Origin of the sequence: Janthinobacterium sp. 78, from assembly GCF_003096775.1 — a bacterium.
Lineage (GTDB): Bacteria > Pseudomonadota > Gammaproteobacteria > Burkholderiales > Burkholderiaceae_D > Janthinobacterium > Janthinobacterium tructae.
The window spans coordinates 6,142,651-6,168,922 of record NZ_QENT01000001.1 but is presented as its reverse complement, the minus strand read 5'-3'; the positions used below and the strand labels follow the sequence as shown (position 1 = coordinate 6,168,922).

The following is a 26,272-nucleotide window of genomic DNA, read 5'->3' as shown; positions in this document are numbered from 1 at the left end:
GTTCGATCCCGTCATCCTCCACCAAAAGTTCAAACGTAAATCAGTGCAGAGTGCACCAGGATTTAGGTTTGGTCTTTTCGAGATCAAGTGCTGTATGTTCTTTAACAATCTGGAAGAAGTAAAGATTATTTATTGATTGGTTTGCCGTAAAACGCAAATCGATGGGTAATGATTGTATGTATCAACAAACAAGCAACAACGTTGTACTTTCTTATTCCTGTAACGCTCTTTCCTCATGCAAATGATGAGAGGCTAACGTTATAGGGACAAGCGAATAAGTGCACATGGTGGATGCCTTGGCGATTACAGGCGATGAAGGACGTAGTAGCTTGCGATAAGCTGCGGGGAGTGAGCAAACACACTTTGATCCGCAGATTTCCGAATGGGGCAACCCACCCTTTTAGGGTATTGCATACTGAATACATAGGTATGCAAGGCGAACGCGGCGAACTGAAACATCTAAGTAGCTGCAGGAAAAGAAATCAACCGAGATTCCCAAAGTAGCGGCGAGCGAAATGGGAAGAGCCTGTACGTGATAGTCGGACCGATAACAGAATCCTCTGGAAATGGGAGCCATAGTGGGTGATAGCCCCGTATGTGAAATTGGACCGGTGATACTAAGCGTACGACAAGTAGGGCGGGACACGTGACATCCTGTCTGAATATGGGGGGACCATCCTCCAAGGCTAAATACTCGTAATCGACCGATAGTGAACCAGTACCGTGAGGGAAAGGCGAAAAGAACCCCGGAAGGGGAGTGAAATAGATCCTGAAACCGTGTGCATACAAACAGTAGGAGCGGACTTGTTCCGTGACTGCGTACCTTTTGTATAATGGGTCAGCGACTTACATTCAGTGGCAAGGTTAACCGCATAGGGAAGCCGTAGAGAAATCGAGTCCGAATAGGGCGATCAGTCGCTGGGTGTAGACCCGAAACCAAGTGATCTACTCATGGCCAGGATGAAGGTGCGGTAACACGCCCTGGAGGTCCGAACCCACTAATGTTGAAAAATTAGGGGATGAGCTGTGGGTAGGGGTGAAAGGCTAAACAAACTTGGAAATAGCTGGTTCTCTCCGAAAACTATTTAGGTAGTGCCTCAAGTATCACCATCGGGGGTAGAGCACTGTTATGGCTAGGGGGTCATTGCGACTTACCAAACCATTGCAAACTCCGAATACCGATGAGTGCGAGCTTGGGAGACAGACGTCGGGTGCTAACGTCCGGCGTCAAGAGGGAAACAACCCAGACCGCCAGCTAAGGTCCCAAAGATTGGCTAAGTGGAAAACGAAGTGGGAAGGCTAAAACAGTCAGGATGTTGGCTTAGAAGCAGCCATCATTTAAAGAAAGCGTAATAGCTCACTGATCGAGTCGTCCTGCGCGGAAGATGTAACGGGGCTAAGCCAGTCACCGAAGCTGCGGATATCCTTTATTGGATATGGTAGGAGAGCGTTCTGTAAGCCTGCGAAGGTGTCTTGTAAAGGATGCTGGAGGTATCAGAAGTGCGAATGCTGACATGAGTAGCGATAATGGGGGTGAAAAGCCTCCACGCCGTAAGCCCAAGGTTTCCTGTTCAACGTTCATCGGAGCAGGGTGAGTCGGCCCCTAAGGCGAGGCAGAGATGCGTAGCTGATGGGAAGCAGGTTAATATTCCTGCACCGTCGTATGATGCGATGGGGGGACGGATCGCGGAAGGTTGTCCAACTGTTGGAATAGTTGGTTTTTGGCTCATAGAAGGCACTTAGGCAAATCCGGGTGCGGAATTCAAGGGGTTGAGACGAGTGCACTTGTGCACGAAGCAATCGGAAGTGGTTCCAAGAAAAGCCTCTAAGCTTCAGTCATACGAGACCGTACCGCAAACCGACACAGGTGGGCGAGATGAGTATTCTAAGGCGCTTGAGAGAACTCGGGAGAAGGAACTCGGCAAATTGGTACCGTAACTTCGGGAAAAGGTACGCCCCGGTAGCTTGATTGGTTTACTCCATGAGGGTGAAAGGGTTGCAATAAACTGGTGGCTGCGACTGTTTAATAAAAACACAGCACTCTGCAAACACGAAAGTGGACGTATAGGGTGTGACGCCTGCCCGGTGCTGGAAGATTAAATGATGGGGTGCAAGCTCTTGATTGAAGTCCCAGTAAACGGCGGCCGTAACTATAACGGTCCTAAGGTAGCGAAATTCCTTGTCGGGTAAGTTCCGACCTGCACGAATGGCGTAACGATGGCCACACTGTCTCCTCCCGAGACTCAGCGAAGTTGAAATGTTTGTGATGATGCAATCTACCCGCGGCTAGACGGAAAGACCCCATGAACCTTTACTGTAGCTTTGCATTGGACTTTGAACCAATCTGTGTAGGATAGGTGGGAGGCTTTGAAGCGGGGACGCTAGTTCTCGTGGAGCCAACCTTGAAATACCACCCTGGTTTGTTTGAGGTTCTAACCTTGGTCCGTTATCCGGATCGGGGACAGTGCATGGTAGGCAGTTTGACTGGGGCGGTCTCCTCCTAAAGTGTAACGGAGGAGTTCGAAGGTACGCTAGATACGGTCGGACATCGTGTTGATAGTGCAATGGCATAAGCGTGCTTAACTGCGAGACTGACAAGTCGAGCAGGTACGAAAGTAGGACATAGTGATCCGGTGGTTCTGTATGGAAGGGCCATCGCTCAACGGATAAAAGGTACTCTGGGGATAACAGGCTGATTCCTCCCAAGAGTTCATATCGACGGGGGAGTTTGGCACCTCGATGTCGGCTCATCACATCCTGGGGCTGTAGCCGGTCCCAAGGGTATGGCTGTTCGCCATTTAAAGTGGTACGTGAGCTGGGTTTAAAACGTCGTGAGACAGTTTGGTCCCTATCTGCCGTGGGCGTTGGAAATTTGAAGGGGGCTGCTCCTAGTACGAGAGGACCGGAGTGGACGTATCTCTGGTGTACCGGTTGTCACGCCAGTGGCATTGCCGGGTAGCTAAATACGGAAGAGATAACCGCTGAAAGCATCTAAGCGGGAAACTTGCCTTGAGATGAGATTTCCCAGAGCCTTGAGCTCTTTGAAGGGTCGTTCGAGACCAGGACGTTGATAGGCTGGGTGTGGAAGTGCAGTAATGCATTAAGCTAACCAGTACTAATTGCCCGTACGGCTTGTCCCTATAACCTTAGCAGGTACAGAGGATAAGACGGTACAACGTTGTGCGTTTGTTGATACTACTATTCATTACCCAATCTTTGCTTCTTCCAGATTCAGGCTTTGTCGCTCCACTGAGGACAAATGCCAGTACAAGTTATGCCTGATGACCATAGCAAGTTGGTCCCACCCCTTCCCATCCCGAACAGGACCGTGAAACAACTTTGCGCCGATGATAGTGCTGCAACCAGTGTGAAAGTAGGTTATCGTCAGGCTTGTTATTCGCAGTAGAGAAAAACCCGATCAGCAATGGTCGGGTTTTTTTTCGTTTGGAGCTTTGGAGCTTTGGCAGGTTTTACAGCGTACAGGCGTAAAAAAAGGCAGCGCTACGCGCTGCCTTTGTCATTTATTAAACCCATTAAAAGTGATAAGCGACTTTGACGTTCATGTAATTGACGCCACTGTTAGGCTTCTTGTAGCCGCCATTCGAGAAATGCTGGATCTTCGCAGCGACTTCCCATTTGTTATTGAAGATATAGCCGACGCCGATATGGTCGCCGAACTGGAAGTGGGTCGACAGACGGTTATCGTCGTTGTCGTATAGCTTGGACAGCATGTGTACGCCAATACCGCCTTCCGCATAGAAGCCCAGCTTGTTTGTGTTTTCAAAGCGGAACACGGGAGTAAAGCCCAGATCCCACAGTTTTTGATGCTGGCCAGGGACGTTGCGATAGCTCTTGCCATCCCAGCCGCCGATGCTGGCATCCCAGTAACCGCTCAGCTGCGTGCCATTCGATACAAACCAGGCCTTATCCCAGTTCGAGGTCACGCCAGCGCGTACCATTTGTACCTTCACGCCCTTGGCATATTCGCCGTAGACGGAGTCGATCAGTTTGTCGTCGGCGGCAAAGCCGGCGTTGGCCGCCATCAGCGCGGCAACGGCGGCGATGGATTTGAGGAGATTCTTCTTGAAGAACATAGAGACTTTCATCGTAAAATTGGCCGATAGGCTATTGTTGTACAGGCACCTTGCTTTGATGCCGCTCTCGCCACTTGTTGATCTCAGGGGTTCAATTGACATTCTCTACAAAAATCGCATTTCTCGGTATCGGTCTGATGGGGGATCCGATGGTCCGGTGCCTGCTGCGCGCTGGATATTCTGTCACAATTTGGAATCGCACGCACAGCAAGGCCCAAGTGCTGCGTGCGGCAGGAGCGCAGCCGGCCGTTTCCATAGCTGAGGCGGTCAGTGGCGCGGACGTGGTTATCTCGATGCTGGAAGCCGGTCCCATCGTGGCGCAGGTGTTGCAAAAGGCGCTGCCGGCCCTGCCCGCAGGTGCGCTGTGGATCGATATGAGTTCCACCAAGCAATCAGAGGCCCAACAATTTCATGCCACTTTGCACGCGGCAGGCCATGCCTTCATCGATGCGCCCGTGTCGGGCGGCGTCGCGGGGGCGCAGGCGGGTACCCTGGCCATCATGGCCGGCGCCAGCACCAGCGATTACGCGCGGGTTGAATCGATTCTGGCGGCCATGGGCCGTCCGACTTTGGTGGGCCCGCCCGGCAGTGGCCAGGTGGCCAAGCTGTGCAATCAGCTGATCGTCGGCGCGACCCTGAATATCGTGGCCGAAGCGCTGTTGCTGGCCCAGGCGGCGGGCGCCGATGCAAGCGCCGTACGGGCAGCCATCCGCGGCGGTTTTGCCGAGAGCAAGATTTTGGAGGTGCATGGCCAGCGCATGCTGGAACGTAACTTTGTTGCTGGTGGCCAGGTAAAGAGCCAGATCAAGGACATGCACAACATCCTCGCGGCGGCCGAGGCGGCGCACGTCACCTTGCCGGTGACGCAACTGGTAACGCAGCGCTATGAAACCATTGCCGAAACGTACCCGACAGCCGACCATGCGGCTGCCTTGCTGGCCCTGGAAGCGTTGAATCCGGGTCAGCGCCTTGGTGACGGCCCGGACAAGCTCAGTTAAGCTCAGTTAAGCGATGGTCAGGCTCGCTTCGGCCAGCTTGACCCAGAAACTGGCGCCAATCGGTAACAGATTGTCGTTGAAGTCGTAGCTGCCATTGTGCAGAACGCATGGCCCCAGGCCGTGGCCGCCATCGCGGTGCTCGCCATCGCCATTGCCGATGAAGATGTAGCAGCCGGCTTTTTCTTGCAGGAAGAAGGCGAAATCTTCCGCGCCCATGGTCGGTTCGACATTCGCGTTGACCTTGTCGGCCCCCACCACGCTTTTCATCACGTCGACGGCAAACGCCGTTTCCTTCGCGTGGTTGACCAGCGGCGGATAGTTGCGCTTGAAGTGGAACTCGACTTCGGCGCCAAAGGCGGCCGCCGTATGCACGGCGATCTCGCGCATGCGCTCTTCGATCAGGTCCAGCACGGGCGTGGTAAAGGTGCGTACGGTGCCAACCAGGCTGGCGTCATCAGGGATCACATTGGTGGCGCTGCCCGCATGGATTTGCGTGATGGACAGCACGGCCGTATCGAGCGGGCTCTTGTTGCGCGTGATGACGGTTTGCCAGCTTTGCGCGATTTGCACGGCCACCATCACGGGATCGACACCCTTGTGCGGCTGGGCCGCATGCGCGCCCTTGCCTTTGACGGTGACGTGGAATTCATTGCTGGACGCCATCATCGGGCCTGCCACCACGCTCAGCGTGCCTGTTTCGGCGCCTGGCCAGTTGTGCATGCCATAGATGGCATCCATGGGAAACTTGCTGAACAAGCCATCTGCTATCATTTCGCGCGCGCCGGCGCCGCCTTCTTCGGCCGGCTGGAAGATCAGGTACACGGTGCCGTCGAAATGGCGGTGCTGCGCCAGGTAATGGGCGGCACCGAGCAGCATGGCCGTGTGGCCGTCGTGGCCGCAGGCGTGCATCTTGCCCGGGTGGCGCGAGGCATGCTCGAAAGTATTCATTTCCTGCATCGGCAAGGCATCCATGTCGGCGCGCAGGCCGATGGCGCGTGTCGAAGTGCCATGCTGGATGATGCCGACCACGCCAGTGCGGCCCAGGCCGCGTACCACGGGAATGCCCCATTGCGTCAGTTTGGCGGCGACCACGTCCGAGGTGCGCTGTTCTTCGTAGCACAGTTCGGGGTGCGCATGCAGGTCGCGGCGGATACCTTGCAGCTCGGATTGAAACGCCAAGATCGGATCAACTAGTTTCATGGAACTCTCCTGTGGATGCTGGCACGCAGCAATGTATGGCGCGCCGGACCGCGCTGTTTGATCAAAAACAGACGCGGCTAATGGTGCATTGTAGCCCTTGTTTGCCGGGTAAATCCAGCGCACGGACCAGCTTGCCATGGCGCCAACAGCAAGCACGCGGAATGGTTTACAGTATCGCCTTCCCCCAACGTTTTTGGATTGCACCATGACCACCACCCAAGTGCGCGCCGCCTGCCCGCTCGACTGCCCCGATACCTGCGCCCTTCTGGTCACGGTGACCGATGGGGTGGCAACCGCCGTCAAGGGCGATCCTGATCACCCGACCACGGCGGGCGTGCTGTGCACCAAGGTATCGCGCTTCACGGAACGCACCTACCATGCGGACCGGCTGCTGCATCCGCTGCGCCGCGTGGGCAAGAAGGGCGAGGGCAAGTTCGAGCGCATCAGCTGGGAAGAAGCATTGCAGACCATCGCGGCCCGCTTGAAACCGATCGCCGCGCGCGATCCGCAGGCGATCTTGCCGTACAGCTACTGCGGCACCATGGGCCTGGTGCAGGGCGAGTCGATGTCGTCGCGCTTTTTCAACCAGCTCGGTGCTTCCCTGCTGGACCGCACCATTTGCGCCTCGGCCGGCGCCACCGGCTACCGGTACACGGTGGGCGCCAGCATCGGCACGGACCTGGAGCAATTCCAGAACGCAAAATTGATCATCATCTGGGGCGGCAACCCGATCGCCTCGAACCTGCACTTCTGGATGCGCGCGCAAGAGGCCAAGCGCAATGGCGCCACCCTGATCGCCATCGACCCGTATCGCTCGCTGACGGCCGAAAAATGCCACCAGCATATCGCCTTGCTGCCCGGCACCGATGCGGCCCTGGCGCTGGGCTTGATGCATGTCCTGATCACGGAAAACCTGGTTGACCAGGACTATATCGACCGCTACACCGTGGGCTATGCGGAACTCAAACAGCGCGCGCTGGCATGGCCGCCCGAGCGCGTGGCCGAGGTATGCGGCATCACCACGACGGAAGTGGTGGAACTGGCGCGCCTGTACGGCCAGGCATGCCGTTCTGGCGAGGGCGCCGCCATCCGTACCAACTACGGCGTGCAGCGCGTGCATGGCGGCGGCATGGCCGTGCGCAATATCGCTTGCCTGCCAGCCCTGACGGGCGCCTGGCGCCATCCTGCCGGCGGCATGCAGCTGTCGAGCTCGGGTTCGTTCCCCGTCAACCGCAAGGCCTTGCAGCGCCCGGATTTACTCAAGGGCACGCCGCGCACCATCAACATGAGCACCATCGGCGACGATCTGCTGAAAACCAGCTCGCCCGAGTTCGGCCCGCAAGTGGAAGCCGTGATCGTCTACAACTCGAATCCCCTGGCGGTGGCGCCCGATTCCTCGAAAGTGGCGCAGGGCTTTGCCCGCGAAGACTTGTTTACGGTCGTGCTCGAACAGTTCCAGACCGATACCGTCGATTACGCCGACATCGTGCTGCCCGCCACCACGCAGCTCGAACATGTCGATGCGCATTCCACTTATGGCCATTTATACATGATGGCGAACAATGCGGCCGTGGCGCCGCTGGGCGAAGCGAAGGCGAATACGGAAATCTTCCGCCTGCTGGCCCAATACATGGGCTTTGATGATCCGTGCTTCCAGGAAAGCGACGATGCGCTGGCGGCCAAGGCCTTCGATGTGACGGATGCGCGTGCCGTGCATTTCGACTGGGAATCGCTGAAACGCACGGGCTGGCAAAAGCTGGCCATGCCCGAGGCGCCATTTGCCGAGGGTGGTTTCCCCACGCCATCGGGCAAGTGCGAGTTTTATTCCAGCGCCATGGCGCAGGCGGGACTCGATCCCTTGCCGACGTATATCGCGCCGCACGAATCGTTGGCCAGCAATCCCGCATTGGCGGCGCGTTTCCCGCTGGCCATGATTTCCCCGCCGGCACGCAATTTCCTCAATTCCACGTTCGTCAACGTGAAAAGCCTGCGCGCGGCCGAAGGCGAGCCACACCTCGATATTCATCCCGATGATGGCGCCGCGCGCGGCATCGTGGCCGGCGATATGGTGCGCATCTTCAACGACCGTGGCAGCTTTGTTGCCAAGGCCAGGGTCACGGACAAGGCGAGAAAAGGCCTGGTGGTGGGCTTGTCCGTGTGGTGGAAGAAACTCGCCAGCGATGGCAAGAACGCCAATGAAGTGACCAGCCAGCGCCTGACGGACATGGGCCGCGCGCCGACCTTCTACGATACGCTGGTCGAAGTGGAAAAGGTTGCCTGACATGCTGCGCTGGCCGGCCTGCTTGCTTGTCGGCACGGTGTGCCTGCTGCTGGGTGGCTGCACGCAGCTGCGCTATTACACGCAAGCGGCGCAGGGACAATATGCCTTGTGGTCGGGCGCGCGGCCCATCGGTGCCTGGCTCGACGACCCGGCCACCGAGCCGCGCCTGAAAGTGCGCCTGGCCAGGGCGCAGCAAATTCGCCGCTTTGCCGTCAGCGAGCTGGACTTGCCCGACAATGGCAGCTACAAGAACTACGCCACCCTGCGGCGTCCATTTGTGCTGTGGAACGTGGTGGCCACGCCGGAACTGTCGCTGCAGCCGCTGCAATGGTGTTTCCCCATCGCCGGCTGCGTCAGCTATCGTGGCTATTACAGCAAGGACGAGGCGCTCGCATATGCCGACGAGTTGCGCGCCCAGCATTACGACGTGCAGGTGAGCGGCGTGCCCGCGTATTCCACCCTGGGCTGGTTCGATGATCCCCTGCTGTCGACCTTTATCAATTACAACGATGCGGAACTGGCGCGCCTGATCTTCCATGAGCTGGCGCACCAGGTGGTGTACGTGCCCGGTGATTCGGCCTTCAACGAATCGTTTGCCAGTGCCGTGGAAGAGGCGGGCGTGCAGCGCTGGCTGGCGCGCGAGGGCAATGACGCCATGCGTGCGTCATACGCCCAGTATGCGGCGCGGCGCCAGGATTTTCTGGCCTTGCTGCTGGCATACCGGGGCAAGCTGGAGACCGTGTATGCGAGCGACGCCAGCGAGGCGGACAAGCGCGCGCGCAAGGCGCAGGTGTTTGCGGCACTGCAAGACGCGTATCAGGTATTGAAGCAAGACTGGGGCGGTTTTACCGGTTACGACCGCTGGTTCGAGCAGCCATTGAGCAATGCGCACCTCGCTTCCGTGTCGACCTACAATGAATTTTTGCCTGCCTTCAAAAAATTGCTGGAAGAAAAAAAGAACTTTCGTGCTTTTTATGCTGCAGTGCACACAATGGCCCAGATCAAGAAGCCTGAGCGCAGGCATGCGCTGGAACAATTGTCCAGCCCCTGACCCGTAAAGATTGTCCCGTACGGTGAGGCAAGCGATTCGGTAACAGTGTATTTATCATGCTGCAGTGCAGCACAAAATGCGCTTAGAGTTGCTGCTCGAATACTGTTGAAAGCGCTTGCATGGAAGCGCGGCGCCCGATAGCATCGCATTAGTAGCATAGAGCAATTGCTCGTCAGAATGCTCAAACTGACTGCAGGACGACAGAATCCGCAGCAATGATCCGCGCCGGCAGGCTGCGCCGGCTCCCCCACGATTATTCGAGACAAGAGGCACAGGATGGAAAAAATTTGGCTGAAGTCATACCCTCCCGGCGTTCCCGCCGACATCGATCCTGATCAATATCGTTCGCTGGTGCATTTGCTGGAAGAGGCGTTTCAAAAATATGCGGACCGCAATGCCTATGTCTGTATGGACAAATTTCTCACCTATGCCGAGCTCGACACCTATTCGCGCCAGCTCGGTGCCTGGCTGCAAAGCCGTGGCCTGAAGAAGGGCGCCCGGGTCGCCCTGATGATGCCGAACGTGCTGCAGTATCCGGTGGCGATCGCTGCCGTGCTGCGCGCCGGTTACACGGTGGTCAACGTCAACCCGCTGTACACGCCGCGCGAACTCGAGCACCAGCTCAATGATTCGGGCAGCGAAGCGATCATCGTGCTGGAAAACTTTGCCCATACGCTGGAACAAGTGTTGAGCAAGACGGCCGTCAAGCACATCGTCGTCGCCAGCATGGGCGAGATGCTGGGCGGTTTGAAGGGCATGCTCGTCAATTTTGTCGTGCGCAACGTCAAGAAGATGGTGCCCGCGTATTCCTTGCCGAACGCCATGCGTTTCAAGCAGGCGCTGGCGCTGGGCAGCCGCATGAAACTCACGCCCGTCGAGCTGAGCATCAACGACCCTGCTTTCCTGCAATACACGGGTGGCACGACGGGCGTGTCGAAAGGTGCGACCTTGAGCCACCGCAACGTGATCGCGAATGTGCTGCAGAGCGAAGCGTGGTCGGGCGCGGCGCTCGATCCGAACAGCCGCGAGCAGCTGATCATCGTTTGCGCCTTGCCGCTGTACCATATCTTTGCCCTGACGGCGTGCGCGATGTGGGGCACGCGCGTGGGTGCGCTGAATATCCTGATCCCGAATCCGCGCGATATCCCTGGGCTGATCAAGGAACTGGGCAAGTACAAGTTCAACCTGCTGCCGGCGGTCAATACGCTGTATAACGCGCTGGTGAATCACCCCGACTTTGCCAAGCTCGACTTCTCTGGCTTGAAGATCGCCAATGGCGGCGGCATGGCGGTGCAGCAAGCCGTCAATGACAAGTGGCTGCAGGCGACGGGCGTGTCCATCATCGAGGGTTATGGCCTGTCGGAAACGTCGCCCGTCGCCACGTGCAACCGCGCCGACAGCACGGTGTTTTCCGGCACCATCGGCTTGCCGATTCCGTCGACCGAGATCACGATTCTCGACGATGACGGCAAGGAAGTGCCGCTGGGGCAGACGGGCGAGATCGCCATCCGTGGCCCGCAAGTGATGACGGGCTACTGGAACCGTCCCGATGAAACGGCCAAGGTCATGACGGCCGACGGCTATTTCAAGTCCGGCGACGTTGGCATCATGGATGAGCGCGGCTACGTGAAGATTGTGGACCGCAAGAAAGACATGATTCTCGTCTCCGGCTTCAACGTGTATCCGAACGAAGTCGAAGCCGTTATCGCAGCCCATCCGGGCGTGCTCGAGTGCGCCTGCGTGGGCGTGCCCGACGAGCATTCGGGCGAAGCCGTGAAAGTGTTTGTGGTACGCAAGGACCCGAACCTGACCCAGGCCGTGCTGGCCGCGTATTGCAAGGAACAATTCACGGGTTACAAGCGGCCGAAATACATCGAGTTCCGCGATGAACTGCCGAAAACCAACGTCGGCAAGATTTTGCGTCGCGCCCTGCGTGACGAGAAAAAGATAGCAGCATAAACAATGTGGATGCGCCAGGAGGCGCATCCCTTTTACAGATAAAGATGAGGCGAGATGGACAAGATTTGGTTGAAGTCATACCCGGACGGCGTTCCCGCAGAGATAGATTGCACGCAATACCGTTCCGTAACACATTTGCTGGAAGAGTCGTTCCAGAAATATGCGGACCGCAACGCCTTCGTGTGCATGGATAAATTCATGACCTATCGCGAGCTCGATCAACTGTCGCGGCAGATGGGTGCCTGGCTGCAAAGCAAGGGCCTGCAACGCGGTGCGCGCGTGGCGATCATGCTGCCGAACGTGCTGCAATATCCGGTGGCCATGGCGGCGATTTTGCGCGCCGGCTATACGGTGGTGAACGTCAACCCGCTGTACACGCCGCGTGAATTGCAGCACCAGCTGATCGATTCGGGCAGTGAAGCGATCATCGTGCTGGAAAACTTCGCCACCACGGTGGAGCAGGTGTTGCCGCATACCCAGGTCAAGCATGTGATCGTGGCCACCATGGGCGACTTGCTGGGCGGACTGAAAGGCACCATCGTCAACTTCGTCGTGCGCAAGATCAAAAAAATGGTGCCCGCGTTTTCCTTGCCGGGCGCCATCAGTTTCAACAAGATGCTGGCCGAAGGTGCGCGTCTGACCTTGCAGCCGGTGCAGCAGGGGCATGACGATATCGTCTTCCTGCAATACACGGGTGGCACGACGGGCGTCTCAAAAGGCGCGATGCTGTTGCACCGTAACGTGATCGCCAACGTATTGCAAAACGAGGCGTGGATGTCGCCCGTGATGACGCCTGAAATGCGCGCCACCTCGATGGGCTTCATGTGCGCCTTGCCCCTGTATCACATCTATTCGCTGACGGTCAGTGCCCTGATGGGCATGCGCCTGGGCGGCATGAGCGTGCTGATTCCCAATCCGCGCGACATTCCCGGTTTCGTCAAGGAATTGGCCAAGCACAAGATCGTCGTCTTCCCGGCCGTCAATACCCTGTACAACGCGCTGTTGAACAATGCCGAGTTTGCCAAGCTCGATTTCTCCAGCTACAAGGTGTGCAATGGCGGCGGCATGGCCCTGCAGCGCAACGTGGCCGAACGCTGGCTGAAACTGACGGGCTGCCCGCTGATCGAAGGCTATGGCATGTCAGAAACATCGCCCGTGGTGACGGGCAACCGCGTCGACATCACGGAATTCACGGGCACCATCGGCTTGCCTTTCCCGTCGACGGAAGTGGCGATCTTGAACGACGATGGCGTGGAAGTGCCGCTGGGAGAGCCGGGTGAAATCGCCGTGCGCGGCCCGCAAGTGATGGCCGGCTACTGGCAGCGTCCGGACGAAACGGCCAAGTCGATGACGGCCGACGGCTACTTCAAGACGGGCGACGTGGGCGTCATGGACGAGCGCGGCTACGTGAAGATCGTGGACCGCAAGAAAGACATGATCATCGTCTCCGGCTTCAACGTGTATCCGAATGAAGTGGAAGACGTGGTTTCATCGTGCCCGGGTGTGCTCGAATGCGCGTGCATCGGCGTGCCGGACGCCAACGCGGGCGAAGCCGTGAAAGTGTTTGTCGTGCGCAAGGATCCGAACCTGACGGTGGAACAGATCCGCGAGCATTGCAAGCATGAATTGACGGCCTACAAGAAACCGAAATACATCGAGTTCCGCGATGAATTGCCGAAAACCAACGTCGGCAAGATCTTGCGCCGTCAATTGCGCGACGAGAAGAAGGTGGCTTAGTTCGCCGCCATGGCTGTGTCCGCCGCCAGGTTCCGCCCTGGGCGGGCGGGCAAGCCGAAGCAGGGGCGCAGCCAGTTCACCTTGCTGATCAGCAGCGAGGTTCCCAGCCAGCAGGTCGCCAGCGTGCCAGCCAATATCAGCAGCGGTTCGAGCACGGGGCCCAGCTTCAGGGGCACCAGCCAGTAGGCCAGCAGCACGATCGCGCTCTGGTGCAGTATGTACCAGGGAAAGACGGCCTGGCGCGCCCAAGGCAGCCAGGCAAACGGGCGGTTCAATAGCGTATGCGACCAGCCCAGGATGGCGCAGATGGCCAGCCACATGTACAGGTTGCGCATGGGCCAGGAGCCGGCCGAGGCCCAGGTCAGCAGGTTTTCCGAATACATCTGGTCAAATACCATGTACACGGCAAACGCGCCCAGACCCAGCCATAGCGTCTGCCAGCGCAGGCGCGCCAGTTCTGCCCACAATCCCTTGTCATTACCCAGCCACCAGCCATACACGAACATGGTGAAATAGATGCTGTGCGCATACCAGTCGTGCACCACCGCATGGGTTTCCGGATAGCGCATTTTCAGGAACACCGTGGCGGCAAGGGTGGGTAGCGCCGGCAAGACCAGCAAGCGCCAGCCGCGCAAGTGCTGGAACAGGGGGCGCAGCGCCGCCAGCAGCGGCTGCAGCGCCACCAGCACGATGATGTACAGCAGCAAGTACACCAGATACCACAAGTGATTCCACGTAAAACCATATTGCCAGCCTGCGAAGGCGCCGGCCGGCCAGGCATGGCCGCCAAAGTAATGCAGCAGGAACTGTCCATAGCCGGGTTCGACCAGGCCGTTGCTGACCCCTTCGCAATACGGCTGGAGGGGAATGATGATGGCCATGCCGAACAGCAGCGGCAGCAGCAAGCGCTTGATTCTGCGCCAGAGGAAGGCCCCGCGCGAGGTCTGCGTCATCATGGCGCACGACACGCCGGAGATGAGAAAGACGATTTCCATGCGCCAGCGGTTAATGAAGACCAGCGGCATGTTCAGGGCATCCGTGGTGTAGCTGCTGTGCATGTGAAAGTTCCATCCATCCATGTACAGCAAGGCAGTGTGATAGACAATCAGCAAGCTGAAGACGAGAAAGCGCAAGGCGTCAATATCGTGGCGGCGGGTGTGATGGCTCATGATCGGTGGGCAAATGGTGAAGGAAGCCCCAGCATAGGCAGCGGCGGGGCTGGCAGCCAGCGCGAAGTGACCAGCGGACGGCTGGCTGGGACGAATGGATCGCCTGGGACGGGTGTGGGACGTTACAATCGTGCAACTAATTTACCTACTGAAGTCATGCGCGTCTCTTCCACCGACATGTTGCAACGTTATCAACGCTGGCGCCGCGTGGCCGAGCCGGGATTCTGGATCGTGCTGACTCTGCTGCAGGCCAGCGTCAACAGCTGGCTGGCCTGGCTTGACCTGCGGCGCGCCGGGCTCGCTACGCCATACTGGGAAGTGGCCGTGTGGGAGTGGAGCAGCAATCTGGTGCTGCTGGCGCTGGTGCCCGTGGTCGTGCTGGCGGGACAGTACCGGCCGCTACACCTGGTGTTCCAGCGCCAGAACCTGCGCTGGCACCTGGCTGCGTCGGTCGTCTACAGCCTGGTGCATGTGGCGGCCATGGTGGCCTTGCGCAAAATTGCCTATTGGAGCCAGGGCAGCCACTATGATTTTGGCGACTGGTGGCGCGAGTTGCCGTATGAATACCTGAAAGATGTGCGTGCTTACTTCCTCGTCTTGTTGGCGGTGGGGTTTTACCAGTTGCTGCTGATGCGCTGGCAAGGCGAGGCGACACTGCTGGGCGAACCCGATGAAGGCCCAGCCGTGGAGCCGGTGCAGCAGCCGGAACGCTTCCTGGTACGCAAGCTGGGTAAGGACTTTCTGTTGCCGGCTGCCGATATCGAGTGGATACAGGCCTGGGGCAATTATGTGAACCTGCACGTGCGCGGCCACGATTATCCGCTGCGCTCGACCATGGCCGCCATCGAGCGCCGCCTCGACGGCAAGCGCTTTGTGCGCGTGCACCGCAGCTATATCGTCAACCTTGATTTCGTACAGAGCATCGTGCCGCTGGAATCGGGCGATGCGCGTGCCGTGCTATCCACGGGCGGGGAGGTACCTGTCAGCCGGCGCTACCGCGATGCCTTGAAAAGTACCTGCTAAGTGGGCTGCAGGCCCGCCTTGCCGTCCTGGACGGTAAAGCGGGCCAGTGTCGCGATGGTAGAAGTGCTGTCGCGCACATTCTCCAGGCCCTGGAACAGGGTCGTCGTTTTCTCTGGCGTGATTTCCATCAACATATAGCCGCGCTTGTCGCTGCGTCCGTAGCGGATGTGCGGGTTCATCGCCACATACTGCTCGGTGCGCGCCTGCGGGCGGGAGCTCGACGTGATGGACGTGCCGCAAAACTCGGTCGCCAGCACGGGATTATCCTTGCCGGTGGGGCGCATGGCGTTGCGGCTCAGTTCCGTGGCATAAAAGGTGTGCACGTCGCCGGACAGCACCAGCGGGTTGCTGGCCTTGCTGCTGCGCAAGGCGTCGAGCAGGTGCTGGCGCGCCAGCGGGTAGCCATCCCAGCCATCGGTCCAGATGCGCTCGTCGCCGGGGCGCAGGATGGGCACCTGGCTCGATTGCGCCATCAGGGTTTGCTGGGCCAGGATATTCCAGTGCGCCGGAGACGTATCGAGACCGGTTTGCAGCCAGCGCTGCTGCTCCTCGCCCAGCATGCTGCGGCCGGGTTTGCGCAAGTCGGGGCAGTTGCGCGTGGTGACGGAATTGGAGCCACCGCGGCCCGGCCTGGCGCACGCGTGGTAGGCGCGGTATTGCCGGTCGTCCAGTACGTGGAAGCGCGCCAGGCGGCCCCAGTCATAGCGCTGGTAGATGCGCATGTCGACAAAGCCGCGTCGCCCCAGCGGCAGCAGACGCAGCGGCATGTGTTCATAAAACGCCTGATAGGCGGCAGCGCGGCGCGCAAGGAAAGTGGGCGTGAGCAATTCGTCGCGGTCGTTGCCGTAATCGTTGGCCACTTCATGGTCATCCCAGGTGACGATCCACGGCGCGGCCAGGTGCGCGCCCTGCAAATCCTGGTCGCTCTTGTATTGCGCATAGCGGGCGCGGTACTCGTCCAGGCTAAAGCTTTCGTGCGTGCGCATGGCCCGGCTCGGGTGCTGCAGCTGGTACGGTCCCCACTCATAAATGTAATCACCGAGAAAGGCCACCAGGTCGGGCGCGGCCGCCGCGATGTGCCGGTGCGCCGCATACGCGCCGAATTCCCAGTGCTGGCACGAAGCGACGGCCAGTTTCAGCGAGGCAGGCATGGCGCCGGGCTCGGGCGCCGTGCGCGTGCGGCCCACGGGACTGACGGCGTCGCCAAAGATAAAACGGTACCAGTACCATCGCCCGGGCGCCAGGCCCGCCACATCGACGTGCACGCTGTGTGCGAGGGCGGGCGTGGCCGTGGTTTGCCCCTTGGCGACGATGCGCCGAAAACCTTCATCGGCGGCCACTTCCCAGCGCACATTCAGGGCGATGGCGGGCGTGGCGTCTGCCTGCAGCGGGTCGTAACAGATGCGTGTCCACAGCACGACGGCGTCCGGCAAGGGCGAGCCGGAGGCGACACCGAGCGCAAACGGATAGCCGTTGCCGTTCAGGCGCGTGGCGGCGCTCGCGCTGGAACCCGACAGCACGCTGCCGGCGGCGGCCAGCGAGACGATGCGCGCAGCCCTCTGCAGGAAGATGCGGCGCTGGCTATCCATGCCGTCTGAAAATAAAACGTAGGATTATTGCGACAATAAGGTCTCGATCGGCGGCACCTTGCGCGGCTTGCGGTCGGAGTCCGTCGCCACATAGATCAGGGTCGCTTCCGTGACTTTCACGATGCACGCCTGCAGCCGGTTGCGTTCGGCATACACCTCGACATTGACGGTGATCGAGGTATTGCCCACCTTGACGATTTCGGCGTAGAAGGAGAGAAGATCGCCGACGAAGACAGGGTTTTTGAAGATGAAGGAATTGACGGCGATGGTGGCGACACGGCCGTTGGCGCGCCGCGTGGCCGGCAGGGAACCGGCGATATCGACTTGCGCCATGATCCAGCCGCCGAAGACGTCGCCGTACACATTGGCGTCGGATGGCGCGGGCATCATGCGCAATTCCGGCATTTTTCCGGCGGGCAAGCCGGAGGCGAGGCAGTTATCAGGACGGTCGGGGGAGGTGCTCATCTTTTATTCTCATGAAAGGCTACAATTGCCCCGATTGAACCATAAAAAGCCGACCTTCGCCATGCGCCGTTCCCAGACTCCCCCTCCGCCCCGCTCGCCAGCCTCCGCCAGCCACAGCGATTTCGCCACCATCAAGACCTTGCTGCCGTATCTATGGGTCTACAAATGGAGAGTATTGCTGGCGCTGCTATGCCTGGTGGGCGCCAAGCTGGCCAACGTGGGCGTGCCCCTGATCCTGAAAAAACTCGTCGACGCCATGACGATCACGGCGGCGCATCCGCAAGCGCTGCTGGTGTTACCGGTCGGCTTGCTGGTGGCGTATGGCTTGCTGCGCCTGTCGACCACCTTGTTTACGGAATTGCGCGAATTCCTGTTTGCCAGGGTCACGCAGCGGGCCGTGCGCACCATCGCGCTGCAAGTGTTCCGCCACCTGCATGCCTTGTCCTTGCGCTTTCACCTGAACCGCCAGACGGGCGGCATGACGCGCGATATCGAACGGGGCACGCGCAGTGTCGGCTCGCTCATTTCCTATACCTTGTTCAACATCTTGCCGACCCTGGTGGAAATCACCCTCGTGCTCGGCTATCTGGTCTTGCATTACGACATCTGGTTTACCGTGATCACGGCGGTGGCGCTGGTGTCCTACATCGCGTTTACCGTCTTGGTGACGAACTGGCGCACGCATTTCCGCCGCACCATGAACGACCTCGATTCAAAAGCCAATACCAAGGCCATCGATTCGTTGATCAACTATGAAACCGTGAAATATTTCGGCAACGAGGATTACGAGGCGAAGCGCTACGACGAAGGCTTGCAGCGCTATGAATCGGCGGCCGTGAAATCGCAGACGTCCTTGTCCCTGCTCAATACGGGCCAGTCCTTGATCATCGCCACGGCCGTCACCTTGATCCTGTGGCGCGCCACCGTGGGCGTGATCAACGGCAGCATGACCTTGGGCGACCTGGTGCTGGTGAACGCCTTCATGATCCAGCTGTATATCCCGCTCAATTTCCTGGGCGTCATCTACCGCGAAATCAAGCAAAGCCTGGCTGACATGGAGCGCCTGTTTTCCTTGTTGAACGAAAACCGCGAAATCGCCGATACGCCGGAGGCAAAACCGCTCGTCACGCGGGGCGCGGCCGTGCGCTTTGCGCATGTGAATTTCAGCTATGAAGCCAAGCGGCAAATCCTGTTCGACGTGGATTTCCAGATTCCGGCCGGCACCACCACCGCCGTGGTGGGCCACAGCGGCTCGGGCAAGTCGACCCTGTCGCGCTTGCTGTTCCGCTTCTACGAAGTCGATAGCGGCAGCATCACCATCGATGGCCAGGACTTGCGGGCAATCACACAGGATTCCCTGCGCGCCGCCATCGGCATCGTGCCGCAGGACACGGTGCTGTTCAACGACACCATCGAATACAACATCGCCTACGGCAAGCCGGGCGCCAGCAAGGACGCCATCGTGGCGGCGGCGAAAGCGGCGTCGATCCATGATTTTATTGAAAGCTTGCCAGATGGCTACAACTCCATGGTGGGCGAGCGGGGCTTGAAGCTGTCGGGCGGCGAAAAGCAGCGCGTGGCCATTGCCCGCACCTTGCTGAAGGACCCGGCCATCCTGATCTTCGACGAAGCGACGTCGGCGCTCGACTCCAAGGCCGAGCAGGCGATCCAGGCGCAATTGAAGGACATCGCCAAAAACCGCACCACCCTGGTGATTGCGCACCGGCTGTCGACGGTGGCCGACGCCCAGCAAATCCTGGTGCTCGACCATGGCCGCATCGTCGAGCGGGGCACGCATCCGCAATTGCTGGCCGCGAATGGCTTGTATGCGCAGATGTGGCAACGCCAGCAGGCGAATATGGATGATGAGGCGCAAGAGGAGGCGTTGGCGGGGCTGGCGCCGGCAAAATAAATCGGCGGGGGACAATCAGTAGGAAAAATGCTACAGCCGCGCTGATTCCGGCGCGCGTATAGCGCCTATTTGACGGCAATCGCAGAAAACGGCTGGTTCGGCGCTGAAAATGAAATAAAATTAATTCCATTGGTGGCGTTTGCACCACAGTTGTTTCGTCCGGCTTTGTATCCGGTTTGTCCGTCCAGGAGAATTTATGAAATTGACCAAAATCATCGCCACGCTGCTCAGCGTCGGCGTCATCAGCAGCATGTCGCCAGTCCAGGCTCAGGAATTGACCGGCACCTTGGCCAAGATCAAGAAAGCCGGTTCCGTCACCCTCGGCGTGCGCGACGGCTCCGTGCCCTTCTCCTATCTCGATGACAAGCAGCAATACCAGGGTTATTCGATCGACCTGTGCATGAAAGTCGTCACGGCCCTGCAAAAGCATCTGGGCCTGACCGAACTGAAAGTGGTGATGAGCCCCGTCACCTCGGCCAACCGCATCCCGCTGATGGCCAACGGTACCATCGACCTCGAATGCGGCTCGACCACGAACAACCTGGAGCGCCAGCAGCAGGTGGCATTCGCGCCCACCATGTTCGTCATCGGCAACCGCGTGTTGTCGAAAAAAACCTCGAACATCAAGACCCTGGAAGACTTGCGCGGCAAAACCCTGGTGGCCACGGCAGGCACCTCGACCATCAAGCAGATGACGATTTTGAACAAGGAAAAGAACCTGGGCATGACCATTGCCGTCGGCAAGGATCATCCTGAATCGTTCCTGATGCTGGAAACGGGCCGCGCGGTGGCCGAAGCCAACGACGACATCCTGCTGGCATCGCAAGTGGCCAACTCGAAAAACCCGAACGACTACGAAATCACCAAGGAAGCGCTGTCGGTCGAGCCGTACGGCATCATGCTGCGCAAGGGCGATCCAGCCTTCAAGAAAGTGGTCGACGAAGCGCTGATCCGCCTGTACAAGAGCGACGACATCAACCGCATTTACGCGAAATGGTTTACCTCGCCGATCCCGCCGAAAAACATCAACCTGAAATTCCCCATGCCGGCGCAATTGAAGGCCGTGTTTGCGAATCCGACCGACTCCGGTGACCCGGCCGCGTATGCGGCCGTGCCCGAAGCGCAGAAGACTTCGGACAAACGGAAAAAGTAACAAGAGTGCGTAACAAATCGGGGGGCGCAAGCCTCCCGGTTTTATTTGCGGGGTAGGCGGCTGGCCGCTTTCCTCGAGCTGCATGGGAAGGATGATCATGAATTACAACTGGAATTGGCGCATCTTCTGGGAGATGTCCCCCGATGGCGTGGGCACGTATATGGATACCCTGTGGTCCGGCCTGGTGTGGACCCTGGCCACGGCCGGTGCGGCCTGGATCATGGCCTTGATCCTGGGCCTGGTGATCGGCACCGTCCGCACCCTGCCGAACAAATGGCTGGTGGGCCTGGCCAATGCGTATGTGGAATTGTTCCGCAACGTGCCGCTGCTGGTGCAGATGTTCCTGTGGTATTTCGTCATGCCGGAATTGCTGCCGCCGGACCTGGGCGCCTGGGTCAAGTCGCTGCCGAACGCGCCGTTCATCACGGCTGTTTTATGCCTGGGATTCTTTACCTCCTCGCGCGTGGCCGTGCAGGTCACGACGGGTATCGAGGCGCTGCCGCGCGGGCAGAAACTGGCCGGCACGGCGCTGGGCCTGACCCTGCCGCAAACCTACCGTTTCATCTTGCTGCCGATGGCCGCGCGCGTCATCATGCCGCCGCTGACCAGCGAATTTTTGAACATCATCAAGAACAGCTCCGTGGCATTGACCATCGGCCTGATCGAACTGACGGCCAGTGCGCGCGCCATCCAGGAGTTTTCCTTCCAGGTGTTCGAGGCGTTTTCGGCTGCCACCATCATTTACGTCGTCGTCAATCTGCTGGTGGTGGTGCTGATGCACCTGATCGAGAAAAAGGTCGCCATCCCGGGCTTCATCGTCGCCGGCGCCAAGACGGGAGGACACTGACATGTTAGGTAACTTCGACTTCGATGTCATCTCCCGCTCGTGGGTTTACCTGTTCCAGACCGGCATGGTCTTCACCCTGAAACTGACGGCGCTGGCCATGGTGGGCGGCATCGTGCTGGGCACCCTGCTGGCGCTGATGCGCCTGTCCAGCAACCGCCTCATCTCGGGCGTGGCATCGAGCTACGTCAACCTGATACGCTCGATCCCGCTGGTGCTGGTGATCTTCTGGTTCTACTTCCTGGTGCCGTACATCGCCGCCTGGGTCATCGGTGCGAACGAACCCGTGAAAGTGGGCGCATTTTCTTCTGCGCTGATCACCTTCATCATGTTCGAGGCGGCCTACTATTGCGAGATCATGCGCAGTGGCATACAGTCGATTCCCCGCGGCCAGGTATGGGCCGGCCAGGCGCTGGGCATGAATTACCGGCAGACCATGGGCAGCATCGTGTTGCCGCAAGCGTTCCGCAACATGATCCCCGTGCTGCTGACGCAGACCATCGTGCTGTTCCAGGACGTGTCGCTCGTGTACGTGCTGTCGATCCCCGATTTCGTCGGCGCCGCCTCGAAAATCGCGCAGCGCGATGGCCGCCTGGTGGAAATGTATGTGTTTGTCGCCGTCGTGTATTTCGTGCTGTGCTATGCCTTGTCGTTCCTGGTAAAACGTCTGCAGAAACGCGTCGCCATCATTCGCTAACCGTAAAAGAAAGAACAAGATGATAGAACTCAATAACGTCAGCAAATGGTATGGCCAGTTCCAGGTACTGACCGACTGCACCACCAACGTCGCCAAGGGCGACGTGATGGTCATTTGCGGCCCGTCCGGCTCCGGCAAGTCGACCCTGATCAAGACCGTCAACGGCCTCGAACCGATACAGCAGGGACAGATCATCGTCGATGGCATCAGCGTCAACGACCCGAAGACGAATTTGTCGAAACTGCGCGCGCGCATCGGCATGGTGTTCCAGAATTTCGAGCTGTTTCCGCACCTGTCCATCCGCGAAAATCTGACCATCGGCCAGATCAAGGTACTCGGTCGCAGCGCCGACGAAGCCAATGCCAAGGGCTTGAAATACCTGGACCGCGTGGGCCTGCTGTCGCAGCAGGATAAATTCCCCGGCCAGCTGTCGGGCGGCCAGCAGCAGCGCGTGGCGATCGCCCGCGCGCTGTCGATGGACCCGATCGCCATGCTGTTCGACGAGCCCACTTCGGCGCTCGATCCGGAAATGATCAACGAGGTGCTCGACGTGATGGTGGGCCTGGCGCAGGAAGGCATGACGATGATGGTCGTCACGCATGAAATGGGCTTTGCCAGGCGCGTGGCCAACCGCATCGTCTTCATGGACCAGGGCAAGATCATCGAGGATTGCAGCAAGGATGACTTCTTCAACACCACGCGCTCGGACCGCGCGCGCGATTTCCTGGCAAAGATCATTCATTAGCCGATTGAGCCAGGTCCGCTACCGGCGGCCCTGATCGCACCTGCGTTTCTTCTGTCCGTCGCTGGAGATATGTCTCCAGCGACACATCTTGTCGTATCCCCATGTTAAATTAGTTGCATTGAAGAAATTTCAATGTGCGCGTCATGCCGCGCTACTTTTTTCATTTCATCTGAACGGGATCATTACATGTTTTCACCGCAAATCCATCTTCTTGAGGTACTGCCGGCCATCAGGCAATTGTTCCAGACTTATCAGCAGCCGCAAGAGTGGTTGGCCGGCGTGGAACAGCAAACGCGCCATTTCCTGGTGCGTGTACCTTTCGTGGGGGCGTTCAGTAGCGGAAAATCGAGCTTGTTGAATGCCTTGATGGGGGAAAGCTTGCTGTCGACGAATGTCGATCCGCAAACCTCGATTCCTGCGGAGCTCGCATACGGCAAGCCGGAACGTTTTACCTTATGTCTTCCTGATGACACAGTCAGGCCATTGGCGCGCAGCCAGGTATTGGAACTGCAAGCTGGCCAGGCACCGGCAGGCGCCTGGCTGGACTTGCATGTGGAATGCGATACCTTGGCTCGGCTGCCCCATTTGAAACTGGTCGACATGCCAGGCTGGGACTCGGGCAATGGCCAGCACGGACGCGCCATCGACGATTACGTCGAGCGCAGCCTGGCTTATTGCATCGTGGTCAGCGCGGAGGAGGGTGGTCTGCATGCAAGTATCCGTGCTGCCCTGGCGGAGTTGCAGCTGCACGACATGCCGGTGATCGCGGTCATCAGCAAGGCCGATAAAAAATCGCCTGACGATGTGCAGGAGGTGGCGCGCCAGGTGGCCCGGGAGATTGAGGGCATTTCTGGACGGGCACCTTTGCGGGTAGTGACAGTTTCTGCGCGCACGCATATGGTGCGCGAGCTCGATGATGCGCTGCAGGAACTCGAAGCGTTGGCCGAGCCATTGTTCCTGCATTCGGTCACCAGGCCCTTCGTTGCCCGCCTGCGCCCATTGGTCCAGTATCTGGATGTATTGCTCAATCGAGAAGATCTGGACCGGGAAAAAATCGTTCTCGAAAAGATGCGTGTTGCAGAGGAAATAAAACTGTTTGAAACGCGGCTGGGGCAAGAAACCGCACAGCTCGACGCCAGCTTGCCGGCCGTCCTGGAAGCCATTCTCCTGCATGTGCGCAATCGTTTGCACGAGCAGCTCGAGGCATGGACGGTTGCCGCATTGGGCGGTCGTGACGTGAGCGCGCAGATTGACCAGGCCATCCGTCTGGGCATGACCAGTGGCATCCAGGCCGAATTTGATGTGGTCATGCGCCGCTATTTTGACCGAGTCGGCGATTTTACGCCGGCCGTACTGAATATAGACCTGCGTATTCCTGGCGGTGCTTCGGTGGCGAAAGACAGCGATGCGGGCATTGATCGCGCGATGATACACATGGTGGCGGATCAAGCCATCGATTTGCTTGCCAGCCGGTTTCCGGTTGCAAAAGTGCTCAAGCCCTTGTTGCTGGGTTTGATAGACATCTTGCAGCGGATCTTTGCCAATCGCGGCAAGGCTGAAGTTGCTCAAGCGCAGCGTCATGAGGAAATCCGCATGCATCTGCTCAACCAGGTCTTCCCGCAAATACAGCAGGCCGCGCGCACCGCCTTGCAAACGACGTTGCAGGCACATGTGCAGCAGGCCAAAGCCGGTATTGTTGCAGCAGCAGAACAGCAACTGGCCCAGCGCCAGGCAGCGCTGGCCAAGCTTGATGCCGACCTGGCGCAAGGCGATACGGCGTTCCAGCAGAAGCGCCGGCAGTATGAGATTGATCGCCACGCGGTCCAGTCCATTATCGACGCCTGCGAGCAGCCATGAGCGTGCTGTTGTCTCCGGACGAGATCGAAGCGCGATATCGTCTGTTATGCCGCGTCACCGCTGGTGAGCCAGCCGCCGCAGGCGCGGCCGCCATCAATGACGAGTTCGATGCGCTGCAGCAGCTTGTCCGGTACGATTTGATGGAACTGGCGCGGCATGGCGCGCCGGCTGATTTCAGCCAGATCGTCGCGGCACTGGAAGAAGGCTTGGGACAGTTGCAACAATTGTGCAGCTTTCCCATGCTGACCGGGAAAAAGACCGTCGGCGTCGGTGGTGCGTTCAGCGCCGGCAAATCCAGCCTGATCAACGCCCTGCTTGGCCAGCAATTGCTGGCCGTCGAGGTCGACCCGACCACCGCGCTGCCGACCTATCTGTTGCGACATCAGCAAAGCGTGATTCTTGGGCTCAATCGCCTGTTGCAGAAGGTCGAACTGAGCAAGTCCGAGTTTCTCAGCCTGACGCATGGTGAGCAGGAAGCGTACGGCAGCAATGCAGGGGCGATGTTGCAAAGCGCCCTGTATGCGCTACCGGAATTTCCATGGCCTGCGCTGGCCCTGATCGACGTGCCTGGCTATTCCAAACCCGATGGCAACGTCCTCAAGGCGCGTACCGATGCCAGGATCGCCCACGCACAACTGAGTGCGGTGCAGGCCGTGATCTGGGTCGTGTCGGTCGAAGCTGGCGGCATCTCGGAACAAGACCTGGTGTTCCTGGCGTCGCTGCCCCGTGAGATGGCATGCCTGATTGTCGTCAGCCGTGCCGACAAGCGCGACCCGCAGTCCGTGGCGGCGGTCGTGAAGGGTATTGGCGAGGCCGTATCGGCACGCGGCATTGCGGTGCTCGCCGTGGTGCCTGTGTCCACGCGAGACAGTCAGGCTTATCCCTTGTCAGCCGTGCGCGAACAATTGCAGCTCTGGAATGATGAGCTGCCGGCAATAGGTCCTGCCGAGCGCTTCAAAAGCCAGTTTTTTCGTTATGAGCGTTACCTTGCGCATGAAGCACAGCAGCGCCGCCGCCAGCTGGGCCTGATGAAGCGGATACTGGCTTTGTCCACCGAGGTGGAAGCGCAGCACGATGCCGGCGAGCTGCTTGCCGAGATGCAGCTCGCGCTGGAATGGGCGCTCAGGCAGGCGGCGGACCTGCAGGCGTTCCAGCAGCGCTTCTTTGCTCACTTGCATACGCTGGTGCAGGCCAGCGGCATGGCGGTGCCGGCCGGTGCCGGTGCGGGACAGGGCTGCCTTCCCCCGCTCGACTTGCTGTCGCTGTTGCGTGCATTGCATGCACCGGGCCATGCATCGCAAGTGCATCGCCGCCATCTTGCCTTGCTCAGCCGTCCGGCTGACGCGACACGGCGGCCGTCGCTGTTGCGGCGTACATCGCAGCGCTACCTGCCACTGCTGCAGCCTTACTCGGCGGCTGCTGAAGCCAGCAATGCCGCGCGCTTGCTGCACCAGGGAAGCCGCCCGGCCACCGTGCGCATCCTATCTTTTTAATACGC

Annotated in this window: 18 protein-coding genes and 2 rRNA genes; 15 read left to right on the top strand and 5 right to left on the bottom strand. The window is 59.1% G+C overall.

Annotated features, from left to right (window positions below; all coding sequences use genetic code 11):
* Positions 1-264: 264 nt before the first annotated feature.
* Positions 265-3,140 (top strand): 23S ribosomal RNA (locus tag C8C92_RS27115).
* 137 nt (positions 3,141-3,277) lie between these two features.
* Positions 3,278-3,390, top strand: a 5S ribosomal RNA gene (rrf, locus tag C8C92_RS27110).
* A gap of 143 nt (positions 3,391-3,533) precedes the next feature.
* On the opposite strand, the gene C8C92_RS27105 is transcribed toward rrf, so the two are convergent.
* The gene (locus C8C92_RS27105) at positions 3,534-4,106 is read right to left on the bottom strand and encodes an acyloxyacyl hydrolase (protein WP_243420381.1); all 573 of its coding nucleotides are present in this window, start codon (positions 4,104-4,106) and stop codon (positions 3,534-3,536) included.
* Positions 4,107-4,207: 101 nt separating this feature from the next.
* Between C8C92_RS27105 and C8C92_RS27100 the strand changes: the two genes are divergently transcribed.
* Complete coding sequence (locus tag C8C92_RS27100) at positions 4,208-5,092, top strand: NAD(P)-dependent oxidoreductase (RefSeq protein WP_279340962.1); 885 nt, start codon at positions 4,208-4,210, stop codon at positions 5,090-5,092.
* 6 nt (positions 5,093-5,098) lie between these two features.
* Here the strand turns inward: C8C92_RS27100 and C8C92_RS27095 are convergent, their stop codons facing one another.
* Positions 5,099-6,292 carry a M20 aminoacylase family protein gene (locus tag C8C92_RS27095; protein ID WP_116745790.1) on the bottom strand — a complete coding sequence of 398 codons (1,194 nt, stop codon included), beginning with the start codon at positions 6,290-6,292 and terminating at the stop codon, positions 5,099-5,101.
* 205 nt (positions 6,293-6,497) lie between these two features.
* On the opposite strand from C8C92_RS27095, the gene C8C92_RS27090 reads away from it, so the two are divergent.
* The 4 genes from C8C92_RS27090 to C8C92_RS27075 all read left to right on the top strand — a co-directional run bounded on the left by C8C92_RS27090 (position 6,498) and on the right by C8C92_RS27075 (position 13,320).
* Positions 6,498-8,573 carry a molybdopterin oxidoreductase family protein gene (locus C8C92_RS27090; protein ID WP_116745789.1) on the top strand — a complete coding sequence of 692 codons (2,076 nt, stop codon included), beginning with the start codon at positions 6,498-6,500 and terminating at the stop codon, positions 8,571-8,573.
* A gap of 1 nt (position 8,574) precedes the next feature.
* On the top strand, positions 8,575-9,624 hold the full coding sequence (locus C8C92_RS27085; RefSeq protein WP_099761837.1) for an aminopeptidase: 1,050 nt from the start codon (positions 8,575-8,577) through the stop codon (positions 9,622-9,624).
* Between the two features lie 276 nt (positions 9,625-9,900).
* Positions 9,901-11,583 carry a long-chain fatty acid--CoA ligase gene (locus tag C8C92_RS27080; protein WP_099761838.1) on the top strand — a complete coding sequence of 561 codons (1,683 nt, stop codon included), beginning with the start codon at positions 9,901-9,903 and terminating at the stop codon, positions 11,581-11,583.
* Between the two features lie 54 nt (positions 11,584-11,637).
* On the top strand, positions 11,638-13,320 hold the full coding sequence (locus C8C92_RS27075) for a long-chain fatty acid--CoA ligase (protein ID WP_099761839.1): 1,683 nt from the start codon (positions 11,638-11,640) through the stop codon (positions 13,318-13,320).
* On the opposite strand, the gene C8C92_RS27070 is transcribed toward C8C92_RS27075, so the two are convergent.
* Positions 13,317-14,489, bottom strand: coding sequence for an acyltransferase family protein (locus C8C92_RS27070; protein WP_116745788.1), 1,173 nt, complete (start codon positions 14,487-14,489; stop codon positions 13,317-13,319). The two genes, C8C92_RS27075 and C8C92_RS27070, sit on opposite strands and share 4 nt — an antisense overlap.
* A gap of 156 nt (positions 14,490-14,645) precedes the next feature.
* Between C8C92_RS27070 and C8C92_RS27065 the strand changes: the two genes are divergently transcribed.
* Positions 14,646-15,512 (top strand): LytTR family DNA-binding domain-containing protein, encoded by an 867-nt coding sequence (locus C8C92_RS27065; RefSeq protein ID WP_099761841.1) that lies wholly within the window; start codon positions 14,646-14,648, stop codon positions 15,510-15,512.
* Here the strand turns inward: C8C92_RS27065 and C8C92_RS27060 are convergent.
* Positions 15,509-17,101 (bottom strand): alkaline phosphatase D family protein, encoded by a 1,593-nt coding sequence (locus C8C92_RS27060; RefSeq protein ID WP_116745787.1) that lies wholly within the window; start codon positions 17,099-17,101, stop codon positions 15,509-15,511. The two genes, C8C92_RS27065 and C8C92_RS27060, sit on opposite strands and share 4 nt — an antisense overlap.
* A 24-nt stretch (positions 17,102-17,125) precedes the next feature.
* Positions 17,126-17,491 carry an acyl-CoA thioesterase gene (locus tag C8C92_RS27055; protein WP_243420446.1) on the bottom strand — a complete coding sequence of 122 codons (366 nt, stop codon included), beginning with the start codon at positions 17,489-17,491 and terminating at the stop codon, positions 17,126-17,128.
* A gap of 136 nt (positions 17,492-17,627) precedes the next feature.
* On the opposite strand from C8C92_RS27055, the gene C8C92_RS27050 reads away from it, so the two are divergent.
* The 7 genes from C8C92_RS27050 to C8C92_RS27020 all read left to right on the top strand — a co-directional run bounded on the left by C8C92_RS27050 (position 17,628) and on the right by C8C92_RS27020 (position 26,267).
* Entirely contained in the window at positions 17,628-19,478 is a 1,851-nt protein-coding gene (locus C8C92_RS27050) for an ABC transporter ATP-binding protein/permease (protein WP_116746139.1), read from the top strand.
* 196 nt (positions 19,479-19,674) lie between these two features.
* Entirely contained in the window at positions 19,675-20,631 is a 957-nt protein-coding gene (locus tag C8C92_RS27045) for an amino acid ABC transporter substrate-binding protein (RefSeq protein WP_099761844.1), read from the top strand.
* Between the two features lie 97 nt (positions 20,632-20,728).
* A complete protein-coding gene (locus tag C8C92_RS27040) occupies positions 20,729-21,478 on the top strand; it encodes an amino acid ABC transporter permease (protein WP_099764374.1) in 750 nt (249 codons plus the stop codon).
* A gap of 1 nt (position 21,479) precedes the next feature.
* A complete protein-coding gene (locus tag C8C92_RS27035) occupies positions 21,480-22,172 on the top strand; it encodes an ABC transporter permease subunit (protein ID WP_099761845.1) in 693 nt (230 codons plus the stop codon).
* Positions 22,173-22,191: 19 nt separating this feature from the next.
* Positions 22,192-22,917 carry an amino acid ABC transporter ATP-binding protein gene (locus C8C92_RS27030; RefSeq protein ID WP_116745786.1) on the top strand — a complete coding sequence of 242 codons (726 nt, stop codon included), beginning with the start codon at positions 22,192-22,194 and terminating at the stop codon, positions 22,915-22,917.
* A 186-nt stretch (positions 22,918-23,103) separates the two neighbouring features.
* Positions 23,104-24,774, top strand: a complete 1,671-nt coding sequence (locus C8C92_RS27025; protein WP_165829560.1) for a dynamin family protein — start codon at positions 23,104-23,106, stop codon at positions 24,772-24,774.
* Entirely contained in the window at positions 24,771-26,267 is a 1,497-nt protein-coding gene (locus C8C92_RS27020; protein WP_099761848.1) for a dynamin family protein, read from the top strand. The genes C8C92_RS27025 and C8C92_RS27020 overlap by 4 nt, the downstream gene beginning before the upstream one ends.
* Positions 26,268-26,272: the final 5 nt, after the last annotated feature.

What these genes read in the sequence shown, in the direction of transcription:
- C8C92_RS27105 (WP_243420381.1), bottom strand. Translation starts at nt 4,106, where the DNA reads ATGAAAGTCTCTATGTTCTTCAAGAAGAATCTCCTCAAATCCATCGCC.
- C8C92_RS27095 (WP_116745790.1), bottom strand. Translation starts at nt 6,292, where the DNA reads ATGAAACTAGTTGATCCGATCTTGGCGTTTCAATCCGAGCTGCAAGGT.
- C8C92_RS27090 (WP_116745789.1), top strand. Translation starts at nt 6,498, where the DNA reads ATGACCACCACCCAAGTGCGCGCCGCCTGCCCGCTCGACTGCCCCGAT.
- C8C92_RS27085 (WP_099761837.1), top strand. Translation starts at nt 8,575, where the DNA reads ATGCTGCGCTGGCCGGCCTGCTTGCTTGTCGGCACGGTGTGCCTGCTG.
- C8C92_RS27080 (WP_099761838.1), top strand. Translation starts at nt 9,901, where the DNA reads ATGGAAAAAATTTGGCTGAAGTCATACCCTCCCGGCGTTCCCGCCGAC.
- C8C92_RS27075 (WP_099761839.1), top strand. Translation starts at nt 11,638, where the DNA reads ATGGACAAGATTTGGTTGAAGTCATACCCGGACGGCGTTCCCGCAGAG.
- C8C92_RS27070 (WP_116745788.1), bottom strand. Translation starts at nt 14,489, where the DNA reads ATGAGCCATCACACCCGCCGCCACGATATTGACGCCTTGCGCTTTCTC.
- C8C92_RS27065 (WP_099761841.1), top strand. Translation starts at nt 14,646, where the DNA reads ATGCGCGTCTCTTCCACCGACATGTTGCAACGTTATCAACGCTGGCGC.
- C8C92_RS27060 (WP_116745787.1), bottom strand. Translation starts at nt 17,101, where the DNA reads ATGGATAGCCAGCGCCGCATCTTCCTGCAGAGGGCTGCGCGCATCGTC.
- C8C92_RS27055 (WP_243420446.1), bottom strand. Translation starts at nt 17,491, where the DNA reads ATGATGCCCGCGCCATCCGACGCCAATGTGTACGGCGACGTCTTCGGC.
- C8C92_RS27050 (WP_116746139.1), top strand. Translation starts at nt 17,628, where the DNA reads ATGCGCCGTTCCCAGACTCCCCCTCCGCCCCGCTCGCCAGCCTCCGCC.
- C8C92_RS27045 (WP_099761844.1), top strand. Translation starts at nt 19,675, where the DNA reads ATGAAATTGACCAAAATCATCGCCACGCTGCTCAGCGTCGGCGTCATC.
- C8C92_RS27040 (WP_099764374.1), top strand. Translation starts at nt 20,729, where the DNA reads ATGAATTACAACTGGAATTGGCGCATCTTCTGGGAGATGTCCCCCGAT.
- C8C92_RS27035 (WP_099761845.1), top strand. Translation starts at nt 21,480, where the DNA reads ATGTTAGGTAACTTCGACTTCGATGTCATCTCCCGCTCGTGGGTTTAC.
- C8C92_RS27030 (WP_116745786.1), top strand. Translation starts at nt 22,192, where the DNA reads ATGATAGAACTCAATAACGTCAGCAAATGGTATGGCCAGTTCCAGGTA.
- C8C92_RS27025 (WP_165829560.1), top strand. Translation starts at nt 23,104, where the DNA reads ATGTTTTCACCGCAAATCCATCTTCTTGAGGTACTGCCGGCCATCAGG.
- C8C92_RS27020 (WP_099761848.1), top strand. Translation starts at nt 24,771, where the DNA reads ATGAGCGTGCTGTTGTCTCCGGACGAGATCGAAGCGCGATATCGTCTG.